15 protein-coding genes are annotated in these 18,134 nt (G+C 62.6%); 6 read left to right on the plus strand and 9 right to left on the minus strand.

The features are described from left to right. Positions 1 to 88: 88 nt before the first annotated feature. Positions 89 to 2,155, minus strand: a complete 2,067-nt coding sequence (locus CDV46_RS03600) for a carbon starvation CstA family protein (protein ID WP_087690421.1) — start codon at positions 2,153 to 2,155, stop codon at positions 89 to 91. 276 nt (positions 2,156 to 2,431) lie between these two features. Between CDV46_RS03600 and CDV46_RS03605 the strand changes: the two genes are divergently transcribed. Beyond that, the gene (locus CDV46_RS03605) at positions 2,432 to 3,814 is read left to right on the plus strand and encodes a cache domain-containing protein (protein ID WP_087722017.1); all 1,383 of its coding nucleotides are present in this window, start codon (positions 2,432 to 2,434) and stop codon (positions 3,812 to 3,814) included. Next, a complete protein-coding gene (locus tag CDV46_RS03610) occupies positions 3,811 to 4,443 on the plus strand; it encodes a response regulator (protein WP_058376770.1) in 633 nt (210 codons plus the stop codon). Before CDV46_RS03605 ends, CDV46_RS03610 begins: the two co-directional genes overlap by 4 nt. 24 nt (positions 4,444 to 4,467) lie before the next feature. Here the strand turns inward: CDV46_RS03610 and CDV46_RS03615 are convergent, their stop codons facing one another. The 3 genes from CDV46_RS03615 to CDV46_RS03625 form a co-directional block, all read right to left on the minus strand. After that, a complete protein-coding gene (locus CDV46_RS03615; protein ID WP_369597101.1) occupies positions 4,468 to 4,890 on the minus strand; it encodes a type II toxin-antitoxin system VapC family toxin in 423 nt (140 codons plus the stop codon). 14 nt (positions 4,891 to 4,904) lie between these two features. Beyond that, positions 4,905 to 5,129 (minus strand): DNA-binding protein, encoded by a 225-nt coding sequence (locus CDV46_RS03620; protein ID WP_140413288.1) that lies wholly within the window; start codon positions 5,127 to 5,129, stop codon positions 4,905 to 4,907. Between the two features lie 294 nt (positions 5,130 to 5,423). Continuing rightward, a complete protein-coding gene (locus CDV46_RS03625; protein WP_249277648.1) occupies positions 5,424 to 7,304 on the minus strand; it encodes a phosphoenolpyruvate carboxykinase (GTP) in 1,881 nt (626 codons plus the stop codon). 580 nt (positions 7,305 to 7,884) lie between these two features. Between CDV46_RS03625 and CDV46_RS03630 the strand changes: the two genes are divergently transcribed. Further along, complete coding sequence (locus CDV46_RS03630; protein ID WP_058376767.1) at positions 7,885 to 8,895, plus strand: D-2-hydroxyacid dehydrogenase family protein; 1,011 nt, start codon at positions 7,885 to 7,887, stop codon at positions 8,893 to 8,895. Positions 8,896 to 9,041: 146 nt separating this feature from the next. Here the strand turns inward: CDV46_RS03630 and CDV46_RS03635 are convergent, their stop codons facing one another. From CDV46_RS03635 to CDV46_RS03645, 3 genes are all read right to left on the minus strand, one after another. After that, positions 9,042 to 9,890: a patatin-like phospholipase family protein gene (locus CDV46_RS03635; protein ID WP_087721823.1), complete on the minus strand. Its 849-nt coding sequence runs from the start codon at positions 9,888 to 9,890 to the stop codon at positions 9,042 to 9,044. 55 nt (positions 9,891 to 9,945) lie between these two features. Next, the gene (locus tag CDV46_RS03640; protein WP_087690431.1) at positions 9,946 to 10,347 is read right to left on the minus strand and encodes a PaaI family thioesterase; all 402 of its coding nucleotides are present in this window, start codon (positions 10,345 to 10,347) and stop codon (positions 9,946 to 9,948) included. A 215-nt stretch (positions 10,348 to 10,562) separates the two neighbouring features. Next, the gene (locus tag CDV46_RS03645; RefSeq protein WP_087690433.1) at positions 10,563 to 11,150 is read right to left on the minus strand and encodes a hypothetical protein; all 588 of its coding nucleotides are present in this window, start codon (positions 11,148 to 11,150) and stop codon (positions 10,563 to 10,565) included. Positions 11,151 to 11,524: 374 nt separating this feature from the next. On the opposite strand from CDV46_RS03645, the gene CDV46_RS03650 reads away from it, so the two are divergent. Both CDV46_RS03650 and CDV46_RS03655 read left to right on the plus strand, forming a co-directional pair. Further along, on the plus strand, positions 11,525 to 11,932 hold the full coding sequence (locus CDV46_RS03650) for a DoxX family protein (protein WP_058376763.1): 408 nt from the start codon (positions 11,525 to 11,527) through the stop codon (positions 11,930 to 11,932). A 243-nt stretch (positions 11,933 to 12,175) separates the two neighbouring features. Further along, positions 12,176 to 12,739 carry a periplasmic heavy metal sensor gene (locus CDV46_RS03655; RefSeq protein ID WP_170936067.1) on the plus strand — a complete coding sequence of 188 codons (564 nt, stop codon included), beginning with the start codon at positions 12,176 to 12,178 and terminating at the stop codon, positions 12,737 to 12,739. Positions 12,740 to 12,890: 151 nt separating this feature from the next. Here CDV46_RS03655 and CDV46_RS03660 read toward each other — a convergent pair whose 3' ends face one another. After that, complete coding sequence (locus tag CDV46_RS03660; RefSeq protein WP_087690436.1) at positions 12,891 to 13,577, minus strand: Fe2+-dependent dioxygenase; 687 nt, start codon at positions 13,575 to 13,577, stop codon at positions 12,891 to 12,893. A gap of 165 nt (positions 13,578 to 13,742) precedes the next feature. Further along, the gene (locus tag CDV46_RS03665) at positions 13,743 to 16,004 is read right to left on the minus strand and encodes a TonB-dependent receptor (protein ID WP_087721824.1); all 2,262 of its coding nucleotides are present in this window, start codon (positions 16,002 to 16,004) and stop codon (positions 13,743 to 13,745) included. A 704-nt stretch (positions 16,005 to 16,708) separates the two neighbouring features. Between CDV46_RS03665 and CDV46_RS03670 the strand changes: the two genes are divergently transcribed. After that, positions 16,709 to 17,746 (plus strand): aliphatic sulfonate ABC transporter substrate-binding protein, encoded by a 1,038-nt coding sequence (locus CDV46_RS03670; RefSeq protein WP_441339299.1) that lies wholly within the window; start codon positions 16,709 to 16,711, stop codon positions 17,744 to 17,746. Positions 17,747 to 18,134 lie beyond the last annotated feature (388 nt).

Raw genomic sequence — 18,134 nt, forward strand, 5'->3', positions numbered from 1 at the left:
AATCACTAATTCCGTCACTAATTCCGTCAGTCGTTTCAGCAGCGATCCCGAGGCGAACTCGTAGTCCGCCGTCGGGATCTGCACTGCGTCAGACTCGCTGGCCTGACGGCATCGGTTCGAACGGTGTTTCGCTGGCCGTCGGCTTGTTGGCGCGACGGGCGAGCATGATGGTGCGCAAGCCGAACAGCACTACCGCCACCACCACGAACATGAACACACCGGCAAGCGTGGCGTCCACGTAGTCGTTGAACACGATCTGCTGCATCTGCGCGACCGACTTGGCCGGGGCGAGCAGCTTGCCATCGGCGAGTGCTGCCTGATACTTGGCCGCGTGCGCCAGGAAGCCGACCTTCGGATCCGGATCGAACATCTTCTGCCAGCCGGCGGTCAGCGTGCAGGCGAGCAGCCACACCGTGGGCAGAATCGTCACCCAGGCGAAGCGCTCGCGCTTGAGCTTGAACAGCACGCAGGTGGCCAGCATCAGCGCAATCGCGGCCAGCATCTGGTTCGAGATACCGAACAACGGCCACAGCGTGTTGATACCGCCCAGCGGGTCGACCACGCCCTGATACAGGAAGTAACCCCACGCCGCCACGCACAGTGCCGTGGCGATCAGGTTGGCGGGCAGCGACTCGGTGCGCTTGAGTGCGGGCACGAAGGTGCCGAGCAGGTCTTGCAGCATGAAGCGGCCGGCGCGCGTGCCTGCATCGACAGCCGTCAGAATGAACAGCGCTTCGAACAGAATTGCGAAGTGATACCAGAAGGCCATCATCGCTTCGCCGCCCACCACCTGATGCAGGATGTGCGCCATGCCGACGGCCAGTGTCGGTGCGCCGCCTGCACGCGAGATGATGGTGTTCTCGCCCACGGCCTTGGCGGTCGCGGTGAGCACATCCGGCGTGATCGAGAAACCCCAGCCCGAGACGACTTGCGCCACGGCTTCCGGCGTCGTGCCGATCACGGCGGCCGGGCTGTTCATGGCGAAGTACACGCCCGGATCGATCACCGATGCAGCGACCAGCGCCATGATGGCGACGAACGATTCCATCAGCATGCCGCCATAGCCGATCAGGCGCGCATTGACTTCGTTATCGAGCAGCTTCGGCGTGGTGCCCGAAGAGATCAGCGCATGGAAACCCGAGACGGCCCCGCACGCAATCGTGATGAAGAGGAACGGGAACAGCTTGCCCGACCAGACCGGGCCGCTGCCGTCGACGAACTTCGTGAGCGCCGGCATTTTCAGCTCGGGTGCGACCACCAGAATGCCGATGGCGAGCGCGAGGATCGTGCCGATCTTCAGGAATGTCGAGAGGTAATCGCGCGGCGCGAGCAGCAGCCACACCGGCAGCACCGAGGCGACGAAACCGTAGCCGATGAGCATCCACGTGAGTTGCTTGCCGTCGAACGTGAACAGCGGCGCGAGCGTAGCGCTGTCATGCACACTTTGACCGAAGTAGATCGCGGCCATCAGCCCGATGAAGCCGATGATCGACACTTCACCGATACGGCCCGGGCGAATGAAGCGCGTGTAGACGCCCATGAACAGCGCGATCGGAATCGTGAGACCGACCGTGAACGTGCCCCAGGGCGAACCCGCGAGTGCCTTGACTACGATCAGCGCGAGCACCGCGAGAATGATGATCATGATGAGGAACGCACCGAAGAGCGCGATCACACCGGGGATCATGCCGAGTTCCGACTTCACGAGATCGCCCAGCGAGCGGCCGTCGCGACGCGTGGAGATGAACAGGACCATGAAGTCCTGCACGGCGCCTGCAAAAACCACCCCAGCGAGAATCCACAACATGCCCGGCAGGTACCCCATCTGCGCGGCGAGCACGGGACCGACCAGCGGGCCCGCACCGGCAATCGCGGCAAAGTGGTGACCGAACAGCACGTACTTGTTGGTCGGGACGTAGTCGAGGCCGTCGTTGTGACGCCATGCCGGCGTCATGCGCGAGCCGTCGAGTTGCGCGACGCGTGTTGCGATGAACTTGCTGTAGAAGCGGTAAGCGATCAGATAAACGCAGATGGCTGCGATCACGATCCAGAGTGCGCTGATGGTTTCGCCGCGCGATAGGGCGACCGTGCCGAGCGCGCACGCGCCGACGACGGCCACCGCTGCCCAGGGCAGTTGTTGCCAGATTCGATTCATTGTCTCTCCTCGGAACTGCCTCCTTAGGGCAGCGACCCGGGACTGTGCCGTGTCAGCGCGGTCCCGCCTTTGTTTTTTGACATCGTGTCGATGTCGCGAAGCGTGGCGCAAGGCATGGCCCTCTTGAAGCGAGGGTCTGATAGCAACCAGGGCACGATTCGCCGTGTAGTATTGGCGTTTGCCTGACGTGCCACAAGCGCGAAACTACGCAGGCACACTACGTAATAATACGTAGCGAATGCCGCTAAAAAGCGGCCTTGCAGGCTCTTGAACGTCATGAATCTCCGACAGAAATTTTTCGTGCTGGCCCTGCTGCCGGCTGCCCTCGCGATGGTCGCCATCGCCCTCGCCGTGCGCTATCAGGGCAATGAATTGGCACGTGCGCAGCACGAGGCGGTGCAGACCGCATCGCTTGCCAACAAGCGCGCCGAGCTGCTGCATTACGTCGGGCTGGCGCGCAACGCCATCGAGCCGTTCTACAACGGCCCGGACACGCCGGCCGCACGCGCAGAGGCACTCGCCACGCTTGCCCGTATGGAGTTCGGCAAAGACGGTTACTTCTTCGTCTACGATCTCGAAGGCAACAGCCTGATGCACCCGCGTCAGCCCGAGCTGGTCGGTCACAACCTGTGGTCGCTCAAGGACCCGGAAGGTGCGCCGACGATTCAGCGATTGATTGCAGCGGCAAGTGCTGGCGGGGGCTATGTGCAGTACCCGTGGGAGAAGCCATCGCTGGGGCAGACGGCACCCAAACTGAGCTACGTGATTGCGCTGCCGCGCTGGCGCTGGATGATCGGCACCGGCATTTATCTCGACGACGTGGAGGCCACGCTGCGTCAGTCCGACGAGCGCGCACAGAGCAACATTGACCGCACGCTAATCTGGATCACGATGATTGCCTCGACGTGTCTGGCAATCGTCGGGCTCTGCGGTCTGGTCGTGAACATCACCGAGTTGAAGACGGCTGACGCCAAGTTGCGCCAACTGGCACGGCAGGTTGTGGAATCGCAGGAAGTCGAACGCTCTCGTATTTCGCGTGAGTTACACGACGGCATCAGCCAGTTGCTCGTCTCGGTCAAGTTGCTGCTCGAATCGGCGTCGATGCGCCTGCCGGGCTCGCCTGCGGCGGCGAGCACGACGCTTGGCGTGGCGATTGAGCGACTGAACGGCACGCTCGGCGAAGTGCGGCGAATTTCGCAGGCGCTGCGTCCCGCGATGCTCGACGATCTTGGCGTCGCTGCTGCCATCGACCAACTCGCACGCGAGTTCGGCTCACATGCGGGTTTGCCGGTCGAGATGCACGTCGAAGGCGAGGCCCCGGCACTGGATGACAACATCAAGACCATGCTCTTCCGCATTGCGCAGGAAGCGCTCACCAATATCGAGCGGCATGCGAACGCGTCGCGCGTGTCGATATTGCTGGTGTTTAAAGCGGAAGGCATTCACCTGTCGATTGCCGACGACGGGCGCGGTTTCGACGTCACCGACGTGCACCACGACCCGCGTCACGGCATCGGCTTGCGCAATATGCGCGAGCGGCTTGATGCCGTCGGCGGTGCGCTCGGCATTCAATCGTGGCCCGGCCTCACTACCATCAGCGCGTGGGTGCCGCTCACGCCCGCTGCCGCTAAAGCGGCGCTCAACGCTTCACGCCAATGACTCAAGTTCACCCTATCCGTTTGTTGCTGATCGACGATCACCCGCTCGTGCGCGACGGTTTGCGCGCGCGCTTCGATGCAGCGCCCAATCTGCAAGTTGTCGGTGAAGCCGGCAATGCGGCGGAAGCGCTGGCACGGGCCAAGACGGCATCGCCCGATCTGGCGCTGATGGACATCAGCATGCGCGGCACCAACGGCATCGAGCTGACGGCACAGTTTCGCGAACAGTTTCCGCACATCGCCGTGTTGATTCTGTCGATGCACGACAACGCCGAGTATGTACGTCAGGCGGTGCGTGCCGGTGCGCGTGGTTATGTGCTCAAGGATGCCCCGGCGCATGAAATCGTGACGGCGATCGAGCGCGTGGCGAAAGGCGAGGCGTATTACAGCGCAGCGATCGCAGCACGCGTCGTGCAGGCGTCGACATCGCATGGCCCCATCGACTCGCTCACACCGCGCGAGCGCGAAATCCTGACGCTCATCGCACGCGGGCTGGCCAACAAGCAGATCGCCACGGAAATGGACCTGTCGGTGCGCACCGTCGAAACCCATCGACTCAACATCAAACGCAAGCTCGGTATCGAGGGGCAAGCGGAGTTGATCAAGTTTGCGGTGGAGAATCGGCTGTAACGAGGAGGCTAATCGTCGTACTCGTCAGTGCAAAAACGGGTTGTGCACCTCCACACCGGTATCGGTGAAATCCTTGACGTTACGTGTGACGACAACCAACCTGTGGACCAACGCCGTCGCCGCGATCAGCTTGTCGATGGCGTGCTCCTGTCGAGGCACGCGCAAGCGGGCCCATTCGTAGCAGATGGTCTGGTCGATCGACAGGATTTGTCCGTCATGATCGCGCTTCACCGATTCAATCCAACTCTCCACGAGTGATGCCTGAACGACGTCGTTTCGGTGACGAAGCACGCGCGCACCGCGGTGCAACTCGCCTAACGTGATTACCGACAGAAAACGGGGATGGTTGTTGCGGATCGCCCGGCGAATGAAGCGCTGAACGCCGACGTCCCCTCCATTGGACTTTCGGCATTCGCTGACGACGTTGGTGTCAAGCAGATACATCATTTCCCTCGATTGACTCAGTTGATGCGCTCGAAATCACTGTCGAGCCCGACGTTCGGAAAATTCAGGATCGCTTCGTCGAGCGACCGGAATCCCGGCCGACGCGCGACGTTATCAAGAATCGACCACACTTCTTCCTTCGGCGTTCTGCCATGCAAGGCGGCGCGCGACCTGATCGACCGCATGAGCGGTTCATCGATGCCGTCGATCACCATCGTGTGCATGGGCATTTTTCCCTTCATGGAAGATTTTCTGACAGACGTTTTCTTTGACATGCGCATTTCCTTTTCTTCGTAAAAGATCATCGTGATCCGTTGCAGACCACGGAGGAAATGCTATCACCGCCAACCCGCCAGAAGTCGCTGAAAACCGCGTCTGGCAAGCCTTTCGGACAGTTCACAAAGCCATAAAAAATCCCGCCGAAGTTTCCCCCGGCGGGATAGTTTGTCAGCACAGCGGCGTGTGCGGTGAGACACGTCAATCGTCAGGCAACCATCACCCTCGTTCGACAGCTTCCGCCACTAACGCCTGATGACTCACGCCTTCAACCGGCGCTCGATATCTGCCTTCGTATCGAGCAGCGCTTGCGGCAGGTTGTGCTTGAGCGTCTCGAACAGCTCGGCGTGCAGTTTCAGCTCTTCATGCCACGCGGCCGGATCCATCGACGTCACGTCGTCGAACTGCGCCGGCGTGAACGACACGCCGTCCCAATTCAGATCTTCGTAGCGCGGCGTGATGCCGAACGCGTTTTCCACGCCTTGCGCCGTCCCATCGATACGCCCCAGCATCCATGCCAGCACGCGCATGTTCTCGCCGAAACCCGGCCACACGAACTTGCCGTCGGCACCCTTGCGGAACCAGTTCACGCAATAGATCTTCGGCAGCGTGGCACCCGTCTTGTCGAGATGCGCGCCCGTGTCGAGCCAGTGCTGGAAGTAGTCGCTCATGTTGTAGCCGCAGAACGGCAGCATCGCGAACGGGTCGCGACGCACCACGCCCTGCTGACCGGCGGCCGCAGCGGTGGTCTCCGAGCCCATGGTCGCGGCCATGTACACGCCTTCCGTCCAGTCGCGCGCTTCGGTCACGAGCGGCACGGTCGTCGAGCGACGGCCGCCGAAGATGAACGCGTCGATCGCCACGCCTGCCGGGTTTTCCCAGTCGGCATCAATCGACGGACATTGCGATGCCGGCGCGGTGAAACGCGAATTCGGATGCGCCGCCTTGCGGCCCGATTCCTTCGCGCTCTCCGGCGTCCAGTCCTTGCCCTGCCAGTCGATCAGATGCGCCGGCGGCGTGTCCGTCAGGCCTTCCCACCACACATCGCCGTCATCGGTCAGCGCAACGTTGGTGAAGATCACGTTCTCGCCAAGCGTTGCGAGCGCGTTCGGGTTGGTCTTCTGGCTCGTGCCCGGGGCCACACCGAAGAAGCCGGCTTCTGGGTTGATCGCATACAGGCGGCCGTCCTTGCCCGGTTTGATCCACGCGATGTCGTCACCGATGGTCTCGACCTTCCAGCCCTCGAAACCCTTCGGCGGAATCAGCATCGCGAAGTTCGTCTTGCCGCAGGCCGACGGGAACGCGGCAGCCACGTGGTACTTCTTGCCCTGCGGCGAGGTCACGCCGAGGATCAGCATGTGCTCGGCCAGCCAGCCCTCGTCGCGGCCCATCTTCGACGCGATACGCAGCGCAAAGCACTTCTTGCCCAGCAGCGCATTGCCGCCGTAGCCCGAGCCGTAGCTCCAGATTTCGCGCGTTTCAGGGAAGTGAACGATGTACTTGGTGTTGTTGCACGGCCAGGCAACATCCTTCTCGCCATCGGCCAGTGGCTTGCCCACGGTGTGCACGCACGGCACGAATTCGCCGTCGTCGCCGAGCACGTCGTACACCGCGCGGCCCATGCGCGTCATGATGCGCATGTTCACGGCCACGTACGGCGTATCCGACAGTTCCACGCCGATGTGCGCGATGGGCGAACCCAGCGGGCCCATCGAGAACGGCACCACATACATCGTGCGCCCGCGCATGCAGCCTTCGAACAGGCCGTCGAGCGTGGTGCGCATTTCGCGCGGATCGATCCAGTGATTGGTGGGGCCGGCGTCTTCGCGCTTCTCGCTACAGATGAACGTGCGGTCTTCCACACGGGCGACGTCCGACGGATCGGACAGCGCGAGGAACGAGTTGGGGCGCTTGGCCGGGTTGAGCCGCTTCATCGTACCGGCGGCGACCATCTGTTCGCACAGACGGTCATATTCCTCTTGCGAACCATCACACCACACGACGCGCGCGGGCTGGGTGATCGCAGCGATCTGCGTGACCCAGTCGATGAGCTTGCGGTGACGCACCCACGAGGGCAGATCACGTGTGACGACATTGGACGAGGAGGAATTGAGCGCGCTCGCGCTACTGGCTTGCGTCATGGGGGTTGTCTCCATGCAGAGTCGGTAAATCGGGGCGAACGCAGAGCGTTCGTCGCGCGGGCACCGCTGGGTGTCGGCACGCCGGGACAGCACGACCGGTTGGGGATACCGGACGCACGACAAGGTCCCGACGCTTGCCATGTGCACCGGAAATTCCGGCGCCCACCGGCACGGGCCGCGTGAAATATTGAGCATGTCGCAAAACGTGCGGCACACGCGGGAAGGCAGGGGGCAACATGCGCACGGGTAGGTGCGCAGCAGGCGTCTCGCTCACCGGTTCCGACTTGTTTTTGCGGGGTGGGTTCGATTTTTTGCCATCGTGTTTGGGCGGTTTCGCCATGGTTGCCAGGACACCTGCCATACTATGCAAAACGAGGCGTCAGCATACCACCGCGCAAATCGCGCCGGTGCTGCGTCGCAACAAGGCTGGTGCGGGTTTTGCCCGGTTTTTGTCCGGGTTTTGCCGGATAGGCGCCAGCCGAGTCAACGACCAGTGCGCCCGCCGAACATGGCGGCCTCCGACAACTGTTACGTCAGCGCGCGGCCCACAAGCCGGGCGCGGAACCGATTACGCTTTGCCATGAAAATTGCCATTCTCGACGACTATCAGGATGCCGTTCGCAAGCTCGACTGCTTTTCCCTGCTCGCCGGACACGACGTCAAAGTCTTCAATAACACTGTCAAGGGCGTCGGCCAGCTCAGCGCCCGTATCGGCGAAGCCGAGGTGCTGGTACTGATTCGCGAACGCACGGCAATCACCGCCCAGCTCATCGACAAACTGCCGCGTCTGCGCGTCATCAGTCAGACCGGACGCGCCGGCAATCACATCGACATCGACGCCTGCACCGCGCGCGGTGTGGCCGTGCTCGAAGGTGTCGGCTCCCCCACCGCCCCCGCCGAACTCACCTGGGCGCTGATCATGGCGGCCCAGCGCCGCATCCCCCAATATGTCTCCAGCCTCAAGCACGGTGCCTGGCAACAGTCGGGCCTGAAGTCGTCGAGCATGCCGCCGAACTTCGGTCTCGGTCAGGTGCTGCGCGGTCAGACGCTCGGCCTCTGGGGCTACGGCAAGATCGGCAAGCTGGTCGCGGGCTACGCCAAAGCCTTCGGCATGGAAGTGATGGTGTGGGGTCGTGAAGGCTCGCGCGCAGCGGCGGCGGCCGATGGTCTGCGCGTGGCAGACAGCAAGGAAGAACTCTTCACGCAAAGCGATGTGCTCTCGGTGCATCTGCGCCTGAACGACGAGACGCGTCACATCGTCAAACTCGAAGACCTTCAGCAGATGAAGCCGACGGCGCTCTTCGTGAACACGAGCCGCGCCGAACTGGTGGAAGAAAACGGGCTCATCACGGCGCTCAATCGCGGACGCCCGGGCATGGCGGCCATCGACGTCTTCGAGAGCGAGCCGATTCTGCAAGGCAACCCGCTGCTGCGTCTCGAGAACTGCGTCTGCACGCCGCACATCGGCTACGTCGAGCACGAAAGCTACGAGCTGTACTTCCGGGTGGCGTTCCAGAACATCGTCGACTTCCTGAACGGCGACCGCGCGCATGTCGCGAACCCGGCCGCGTTGCTGGGTTTCGGTCGTTAAGCGAACGGCAATCTGGCATCGGGTTCGGCAGATTCAGCAAGTCTGACGAATCCGGCAACGCCGTCGCGCAGCGCGGTGAACTGCCCCGTTACCCGCTACCCGTCACCCGCTACCAGCCCGCTATCCGCTCTACCACCCGATTCCCGTTACCCCAGCGTCTCCAGATGGCGCAGGAACGTCTCGCCATCCTTTCTGCCGAGGTCATACGCCGGCCCCATCATGTCGGGCCGCGTGTAGTCCCAACTGGAGATCGGCACCGGCACTGACGGCTGCACGTACAGCCGGTCCTGCCCCGCGTGGTGCTGCGTGAAAATTTGCGGCCGCGGATAGCGCCGCGTCACCAGCACCAACACCTGCCCCGGCGTCGCATCCAGTGCATCGACGGGCACGTTGTCGACCATGCCCCCATCGAGCACCGCCCGACCGCCTCGCCGCAAGATCGGCGTGAACGGCGGCGTGCACGACGACTGCAACATCAGATCGGCCAGATCCGACGTCGTCGCACAATCCTGCGCCCGGACAAACTCGGGTCGAAACCCCAACTGCCGCGCGAGCGTCGGGTGCAGCGTGCGCCGCACGTGTTTATCGATGTTGTATGCCACGAGCCCCGCTGCCGTCGCCGATCTCGGCCCGAGCCAACGCGGGATATGTGAAACCCCCACGCGAATCTCCGGCCCGGTGGCGAGCTTCTCCAACTGACCGTCGTAAATGTCGAGCAATGCCTGACGGTAAATCCGGTAATGCGGAAACACGCGCTCGCGCCGCAGCAGGTTGCCCCAATAGGCGTTCTTGCGATTGCCGGCGAGCGCTTGCCGGTAGTAATCCATCACCCAGTCCGACGCGCGCATGTGCAGCATACAGGCCGTGGCCGCCCCGGCCGAAATACCGGCAATGACGCGCGGTCGCAACGGCACCTCGCGCGTCACCCGCTCCCAGAATCCCGCCTGCCACCAGCAGCGATTGCCGCCGCCGGCAAATACGATCTGATCGAACACCGTAGCCTCCCTGCTCCGTCAGTCCGCCGTGCCGTTACATCTGGCGCGTTCGCGCTCAGAGCAACGCATACGTCGTGGTCGCGTGCACCGCCATCTTTCCGGACGCGTCGAAAATCTCGATTTCGCCGAACACCAGATTCTTGCCCCGGCGCAGAATGCGCGCGATCACGCGCAGATCGCCCTCAGTGACGGGGCGCATGAACTGCGTGTTCAGCGTGACCGTCGTCATCGGTTGAAAGCCGCCAAGCGCCGCCGACAACGCCACGACCATCGCCGTATCGGCCACGGCCATGAAGACCTGACCGCAGATGACGCCGCCGCCATGTTTGAACGCCGCGTCGAACGGCAGACGCAATTCGCTTTGCTCGGCGCCCGTCGCTACGACCTGCAAATTCAGTTGCCGCACCCAGGGCGAGACGAGTTCTTCGAGCATCTTCTGCGCTTGCACCAGCTCCATCCTGATCATCCTTGTCGTTTGTGATTGTTGAGTTCGTGACGACGATGATAGCCCCATCCGGATAGACCCCGTGCCCCAAAACAAAAGCGCCACCCGGTGAGGGGTGGCGCAAGCGCCTTTTGATGGCGCTTCTCTCAATACCGCTTCAGTACTGCGCGTGCGTGTGGTTTTGGCGGACCCGTGAAACTTGGGCTGCTTGGCCGGGACGCAGTCCGTTATCCGTTCGTCTTGTCCTGACGGATGCGGTTGCTCTGATGATTTTCCTTGTGTTGAATGCCGGCTTGCTCGCCCGCGCTCACATGGCCGTTCTTGCCCGCATGCGCTTCAGCGGTATCGACATGCGCCTGACCGTGCTCAAGATTGCCGACCTGATGGTTGTTGAGCGTGCCTGCGGCCTGCCCCTGAGCGATGCGCTTCTGCTGATTCACATTGCGTTGCACGTCGGCCTGCATCCGCTCGGACGACTTGGAATTCGGGTTGGCCACGACGCCGTTGCTCTTCGCCTGCGCAATCTTGGCGCTTTCATGATTCTGCGCCGCAGCGATGCGGGCCTTCTGTGCGGCCGTGTCACCGGTGTGATCGGCGTGCGCTTGCATGCGATCGATCTTGGCTTCGCCCTTCTCGAGGCTCGATGCTTCCTTGGTGCTCAACTGGCCGCTCTTCAGGCCGTTCTCGATGCGTTGCTGCTGGTTGATGTCGCGCGAGGTTTCGGTCGCGGTGCTCTGGGCGAAGGCTTGCCCGGCGAACACACCACCGAGGGCAACGGTCACGGCGCTCAGGATAAGAGTTTTACGAACGTTCATGATGGATTCCTTATTTGCTTGCGCGGTGGGCCGCTGGCGCACCGCGTCGGCCTGATGCCGGTCGGGGCCCGGTACCGTCGGCGGGATTGCCGATCGTTTGCCGTGTCCTTAAGGCGAATAACGCGGCCCGGCGACCGCCCGCCGACAGCCACCGTGTAACGGCGTCGCCGCAAAAGTAACAGGCTGTAATCCGCAGGCCGGAGGGAATTCTTGCCAAGTGCCTGAAAAGGTTGGGAGTCCCGCAGACAGCGCGGTAACGATTTGATACAGTGGTGCCGATTTGCAAGGCGCGCCAGCCTGTCCGGCGCGTCGACCGAACCCCGAACCCATCAGCCCCCGTTGCGCATATCCGCAAGAAAGGAAGGAGCCTTACCATGCAGAGCACCAAAGACGATCTTGGCAAACTGATCCTGCGTCTTACCCTCGGTATCCTGCTGCTGTTTCACGGCGTGAGCAAAGTGATCAACGGCGTCGGATTCATCGAAGGCATGATCACATCGCATGGCTTGCCGAGTTTTCTCGCCTACGGTGCCTATCTGGGCGAAGTTCTCGCACCGGTATTGTTGATTCTCGGCGTGCTGACCCGTCTGGGCGGCGTGCTGGTGGTGGGCAACATGCTCGTCGCTTTCTCGCTGGTGCACCTGAGCCAACTCGGCGAACTGTCGAAGACCGGCGGCTGGGCACTCGAACTGCAAGGCTTCTATCTGTTCATGGGCCTGTGCGTGATTCTCTTCGGTGCCGGCCGCTACAGCGTGTCGGGTGGCCGCGGCGCGTGGGATTGAGCACCACCTGAGCCAGTCTGAAAGTGGGGAACTGAAAGCGTCACACGCTGTCACGCGAACTTCACAACGGCCCGCCTCTGTCGAACACCAACGACACAGGCGGGCCGAGTCGTTTCGGAATATTGCGAAAGCGGGCGCTGGTAACGTCGAGTAATACGGCCGTTGCACTTTGCAACTTGTTCAGCGGGGCGATGACTTACTCTGAAAATGCCAATTCCGGCAGTATCAACAGGAGTCAACACCATGCGCAAACTGAAGATCGCCGCTGCGTCGGCCGTCCTCGTCGCCACTTCGATGTTTGGCCTTGCCCATGCCGCCGACGCCACCGCGCCGGCCACGGGTCCGCAAGCCGCGATGCACCATATGCGCGGCGGTCACGGTCCGTGGGGGCTGGGCGACATCAAGAAGTTGCACGACCAACTGAAGCTCAACCCGCAACAGGAACAAGCCTGGCAGCAAGCGGTGGCCACGTCGAAGCAGAACCATGACGCGATGCGCCAGAACGGCCAGCAATTGCGTCAGTCGATGATGCAGGCGAAGGATCAGAAGATTCTCGATCTGGCCGGCATGCGCGCCGCCCGCGAGAAAGTATTCGATCAGAACCGTCAACTTCGCAGCCAGACCGAGGATGCCTGGCTGAATGTGTACAACGGTCTGGACGACGGTCAGAAGACCCTCGTGAGCAGCGCCATCAAGGCACGCTGGGCCAAGATGAAAGACTGGCACGACAAGGCCATGCAGCGCCGCCAGCAGATGCACAAGGGCGCCCCGGGTGCCCCGGCAGCGACGCCGCCGGCTGCTCAGTAAGCCCAGTAATAAGCCGAGTCATAACAAGCGCGAGGCCAGCGCAGCCGGACGCGACAGTCCGGCGCTTCGTGACACGCCCGGTCCATTGGGACCGGGCGTTTTTTTATGGTTCAGCGAACTGGCGCACTGGAGAACCCGTGGGCCGCGTGGCTCAGGTTTCGCTCCAGATCCGCAGCAGGTTGTGATAACAACCGATCAGCGTGCGGCGTGCGGTCTCATCCGCGTCTGAGGAATTGAGCCGCTGGATCGCGTTGTCCATATCGAAGAGCAGCGTGCGCTGCGTGTCGTCCTTCACCAGACTTTGCACCCAGAAGAAGCAGCCCACGCGCGAGCCGCGTGTGATCGCGTTCACGCGGTGCAGGCTGGTCGCCGGATAAAGCACCATATCGCCCGCCGGCAGCTTCACCTGATGCGCGCCGTACTGGTCTTCGATCACCAGCTCGCCACCCTCGTATTCGTCGGGGTTCGCGAGAAACAGCGTGGCCGACACATCGGTGCGAATGCGCATGCCGCTGCCCGGTTGCAGTCGAATCGCGCCGTCGACATGGTTGCCGAAGTGCATGCCTTCGCCGTAGCGGTTGAACATCGGCGCATAGACCTTGTTCGGCAGCGCGGCACTGATGAAAAGCGGATGGCGTTCGAGCGCCCCGAGAATCACGTCGCCCAACTCCCGCGCGATGGCCGAGCGTTCGTCGATCTGCTGATTCTGTTTGACGGGCGCGCCCTGATAGCCGGCCGTGGCCAGCCCGTCGACCCAGGCGTCTCCGGCGTTATCCAGTTTGGCGCGCACCCAGCGCACCTGATCGGGGCTGAGGACATTTGGCACATGCAGCAACATCGGCGGGCTTCCCTCGTGAAATAGCAAGGCGCGAGCGCGGCGACACCGCCGGCTCGCGCCTCGTATTGTCCGTCATTTTGGCCGGACCCGGCCAGCGCGGTGGCCGCCCGCTTGCGATGGATCAAGCCGTGACGGCGACCGGATCCGCGGGCGACGCCAGCCGCGTCAGAACCGGTACGTGCCCGTGAGCATCGCCGTGCGTCCGACGCCCGGCACCGCACGCCCGCCATCCGACGGAATCAACGCATCGAAGTAGTTCTTGTTGAACACGTTCAGCACGTTGAGGCGGATGTCGTACTTCGGCTGATGGTAGGCCACGGTCGCGTCCCAGCGCGTGTAGCCGCCCACCCGAATCAGGTTCGTGTTCGCCGCATAGCGCATCGACATGTAGTTCATGCCGCCACCCACTTCCCAATGCCCCAGCGTGTACGTCGACCACAACGTGACCGAGTGACGCGGCGTGTTGGCGAGCACGTTGCCCTGCGTGCCGTCATTCGCTTGCAGCACCTGCGAGTTCAGGAACATGTAGCCGCCCATCACCTGCCAGTTCGTGGTGATGTGGCCCGTCACGCCGACCTCGGCGCCGCGAATGCGCACCTTGCCCGCGTCGGAGTACTCGCCGGTCGTGCCGGTCTGCGTACGCGAGTTGTTCTGCGTGACCTGAAACAGCGCGGTGTTGATCGAGAGGTTGTCGTCGAACAGGTTCCACTTGCTGCCCACTTCGAACGACTGGTTCGTCTCGGGCGGCAGCGCCTGCGTGTTGTTCGTGACAGTGAGCTGTTCGAGCGACGGGTTGAACGACGTGCCGTACGAGAAGTAATACGACTGCGATCCGCTCGGCTGATAGATCAGGCCCGTGCGCACGCTCGTGTAGTTGACAGTCTGCGTGGCGTAACCCGGCGCGTTAAGCGTGTTCGAGAGTTGCGCCTTGTAGCGATCCCAGCGCAAGCCGCCGACGAGCTTCCACTGCTTGGTCAGCTCGATCGTGTCGTTCGCATAGAACGCCACCGACTCCGCGCTGCCCTGCGCGAGGTTGCCGGTGGTCTGCGTCACGTTCGGCAGGTTGGAGTAGTACGCCTGACTGTTCGCCGGAATCCAGCCCAGAAAGCCCGACGCCTGCCCAGCGCCCGTGCGCAGGTAGGTCTGATTCTCGTAGGTATCGCGCCCGACTTCTGCCCCGGCGATCAGCGTGTGCTTGAACGGCCCCGTGTCGAACTTCTTCACGACATCGGTCTGGTTATAGAGCGACGTGTCGGTAATCTTGCGGTCGTGACTCTGCAACTGCACCCAGAGCTGATCGAGCGAGTACGACGGAATGCCCGCCGTCTGCCCTGTCGGCAGCGTGGTAAAGCCCCCCGAGCCATTGGGCACACCCACCGCGTGCGACGCAGTCTCCACGGCGTCGATCACATAGCGGCTGTACTGCGTCTGATTGGTGATCTTCAGGCTGTCGTCGACCTTGTGCTCGATCTTGGCCGAGAAGCTCATCACGTCCTGCACCGTGCGATCGGTCGTCAGGCCGTAGAACTGATTCTTCGAGATCGGCAGCGGGTGACCGTTGTAGCCCACGGTGCCGTAGTCGGGCATGTCGTGGTTATGCTCGATGAGCGCCGACAGGGTGATCTGCGTCGGCGTGCCGATACCGAGCTTGAGCGTGGGGGCAATGCCGAAGTCCTGATTGCTCATGACGTCGCGCGTGGTGTGGATGTCCTGCGCAAAGCCGTTGATACGGAACGCCGCCGTGTCCGAGAGCGGATGGTTGAAGTCGAACGACGTGCGGTAGCGGTCGTTAGTGCCGATGGTGCCCGAGACTTCGTTGAGCGGCTTGAGGTTGGCCTGCTTGCTCACCTGATTGATGACGCCACCGGTCGAGCCCCGGCCGAACAACATCGACGACGGGCCTTCGAGCACTTCAATGGAATCCAGATAGAACGTGTCGCGATAGTACTGACCGCGATCGCGGAAACCGTCGAGATAGATGTCGGTGCGCGCCGTGAAACCGCGCAGGTTGATGTTGTTGCCGATCTGGCCGCCTTCAGCGCCGCCGATGGTGATGGCCGGTGAATTGCGCAACGCGTCGGCAAACGAGGTTGCGCCCTGTGCCTGCATCACGGCCTTGTCGATGACCGTCACCGATTGCGGAATGTCGCGAATGGCCGTCGGCACCTTGCCGCCGACGGTCGAGACGTCGCGTTGATATTCGTCACGAATCGACGTGCCGGACACCTCAGTCTGCGGCAGCGCCGCAGCAGGGGCATTGGCGGCGGGCGCAGCCGGTGAAGCGGAAGCATCCCCGGCGGTAGCCGGCGCGCTTGAAGACGCACTGGAAGCGGCACTTTGGGCCATCGCTGGCGTAGCGAAGGTGGTGGCGAGTGGCGTTGCGAAGAGGGCCATCATCGCGAGGGCCAGCGGCTTGCGTTGCATCATGATCGGTGTCGGTGTGCGTCGTCGTTGATTGCGCGCCAGTCCATGAGCCCGTGCATTCCTCCGTGCTCGTGGCCAGCGTCGAAATTTGCGCCGGAGAACGACTGCTGCACCCGATCTACGCGATCTCTGAAGCGCCGCCTGTCTCTCCCCGACTTGCGGCGCGAATATAAATAGGAATGATTTTCATTTCAAGCATCCGAAAGGATGGTAACTCTATGAAATTACGGGATTTTTTGTAATACGTCGTAATACGTTTGCACCAATATCGTGCGTGCATTCGGTAAGACGATGAAAGCATGGCAAATGCTTTCTCGACACGCTGTCGGTAATGCCGCGCGTCCGAAGCGTGATGCAGGGGTTTTCCCTAGGGCCATAGACGCAACGGCTGCTGAATTCTTGAGCAAACCTGACAGTTTCGGGAGGGTTCCAAGGTGGGCTTTCGGTTTCACCTGTCGATATCGCCGCCGTTAGCACGAAATAACGGGGTGTTGACGGCAAGACAGTCCCGCCGCCCGATCCGGCGGAATCCGGCGGAATCCGGCGAATATCGATATGCACATCGCCTCGCTAAGCAAAGTCGAATAACTTGTTGGCACGCTGCCGGTGCGACGCGTTACAAGTCGGGCAAGCGCAGCGCGCCGCCCGTGCCACGGTCCGGACCCGCTGCATTTCCCGCAGACCGCTTCGTTCCGACCGATTTTTCCATGCCCCATTCACCCGACCTCGCCCGCCGACGCCACTTTCTCCAACGCACCGGAGGCACGCTGCTGGCCGGTGGCGCACTCTCCGCGATGGGCACGCTGGGTGCCGTCGCCGGCGCGCTGGGTTCGCTGACGCAAAGCGGCAACGCCCGCGCTGCCAACGCACCGCTTACGCTGCGCATCGGCTATCAGAAGTCGTCCACCCTCATCGTGCTTGCCAAAACCCGAGGCACGCTGGCGAAGGCGCTGGCGCCGCACAACGTCACCCTCACATGGCACGAGTTCACCAGCGGCCTGCCGTTGCTTGAAGCGCTCAACGTCGGCAGCATCGATTTTTCGGCCGACGTAGCCGACACCGTGCCTGTCTTTGCGCAGGCCGCCGGAGCACGCATTGCCTATGTGGCACGAGAGACGCCCTCGCCCGACGCCGAAGCCATTCTGGTGCCGCAAAACTCGCCGATTCGCTCGCTGGCCGATCTCAAAGGCAAACGGGTCGCGGTCACGAAGGGTGCAGGCGTGCATTACCTGTTGATCGCCGCGCTGCAAAGCGTCGGACTCCGATTCACTGACGTGCAGCCCGCCTATCTCACCCCAGCCGACGCGCGCGCCGCCTTCGCGAGCGGCAATGTCGACGCGTGGGTCACGTGGGACCCGTTCTTCGCCAGCGTCGAACAACAGGACAAGGTGCGCGTGCTGAGCACCGCACGCGGGCTCGCCGGCTATCAGCGCTACTACCTCGCCACCCCCGCATTTGCGCGCGATCACGACGCCGTGCTGCGTGCGGTCTATCAGACCTTGCGCGAAACCGGTCAGTGGGTGCGCACCAACCCTCGCGAAGCGGCAGCGCAACTGGCGCCGGTGTGGGGGCTGGATGCTGCCATTGTCGAAGCGGCAAACCGCCGGCGCAGCTATGACGTGCAGCCGGTCGTGCGCGACGCGATTGCCGAGCAGCAACGCATTGCCGACGTCTTCACGCAAGCCGGGCTGCTGCCCAAGCGTATCGACGCCGCCGACGCCACTATCTGGCAAGCGCCCGCCTGATATTGACGCGTCACGAAATGGCGACGCGCCCGACGTCATCAGTCCTCACCGGGCGCCCCCGTTGTGCCAGGCGCACCGGGGGCCGCCAACTGTTGCAAAAACCACGCGCATGGCAGGCCGGGTCCGACAATAACGCACGGATTTTTCGGGTATTACCGACGAGATTCATACACCTGTTTATACTTGGGCCTGCAATACGAGAACAAAGACGGCCGGAGCCCCCCCGGAACGGCCCTTGGCGTTGTGCCAGACTCGCCATTCGCCCAGCCCGCTCACGCCGGCCCCGGGGTACCCGGGAACGCCACGTGACGTGACTGTGCGAAGGCCAGGCACGACGACATCATGAAATTCGCGACGTCGGTACTCGCCCCCGGGCGAGCGCCGGCGT

The organism is Pandoraea sp. PE-S2T-3 (assembly GCF_002179965.1).
Classification (GTDB): Bacteria; Pseudomonadota; Gammaproteobacteria; order Burkholderiales; family Burkholderiaceae; genus Pandoraea.

Coding starts and splice junctions, on each gene's coding strand:
- CDV46_RS03630 (WP_058376767.1), top strand. CDS start 7,885: ATGAAAATTGCCATTCTCGACGACTATCAGGATGCCGTTCGCAAGCTC.
- CDV46_RS03620 (WP_140413288.1), bottom strand. CDS start 5,129: ATGAAGGGAAAAATGCCCATGCACACGATGGTGATCGACGGCATCGAT.
- CDV46_RS03650 (WP_058376763.1), top strand. CDS start 11,525: ATGCAGAGCACCAAAGACGATCTTGGCAAACTGATCCTGCGTCTTACC.
- CDV46_RS03660 (WP_087690436.1), bottom strand. CDS start 13,577: ATGTTGCTGCATGTGCCAAATGTCCTCAGCCCCGATCAGGTGCGCTGG.
- CDV46_RS03615 (WP_369597101.1), bottom strand. CDS start 4,890: ATGATGTATCTGCTTGACACCAACGTCGTCAGCGAATGCCGAAAGTCC.
- CDV46_RS03665 (WP_087721824.1), bottom strand. CDS start 16,004: ATGATGCAACGCAAGCCGCTGGCCCTCGCGATGATGGCCCTCTTCGCA.
- CDV46_RS03625 (WP_249277648.1), bottom strand. CDS start 7,304: ATGACGCAAGCCAGTAGCGCGAGCGCGCTCAATTCCTCCTCGTCCAAT.
- CDV46_RS03640 (WP_087690431.1), bottom strand. CDS start 10,347: ATGGAGCTGGTGCAAGCGCAGAAGATGCTCGAAGAACTCGTCTCGCCC.
- CDV46_RS03670 (WP_441339299.1), top strand. CDS start 16,709: ATGCCCCATTCACCCGACCTCGCCCGCCGACGCCACTTTCTCCAACGC.
- CDV46_RS03600 (WP_087690421.1), bottom strand. CDS start 2,155: ATGAATCGAATCTGGCAACAACTGCCCTGGGCAGCGGTGGCCGTCGTC.
- CDV46_RS03610 (WP_058376770.1), top strand. CDS start 3,811: ATGACTCAAGTTCACCCTATCCGTTTGTTGCTGATCGACGATCACCCG.
- CDV46_RS03655 (WP_170936067.1), top strand. CDS start 12,176: ATGCGCAAACTGAAGATCGCCGCTGCGTCGGCCGTCCTCGTCGCCACT.
- CDV46_RS03605 (WP_087722017.1), top strand. CDS start 2,432: ATGAATCTCCGACAGAAATTTTTCGTGCTGGCCCTGCTGCCGGCTGCC.
- CDV46_RS03645 (WP_087690433.1), bottom strand. CDS start 11,150: ATGAACGTTCGTAAAACTCTTATCCTGAGCGCCGTGACCGTTGCCCTC.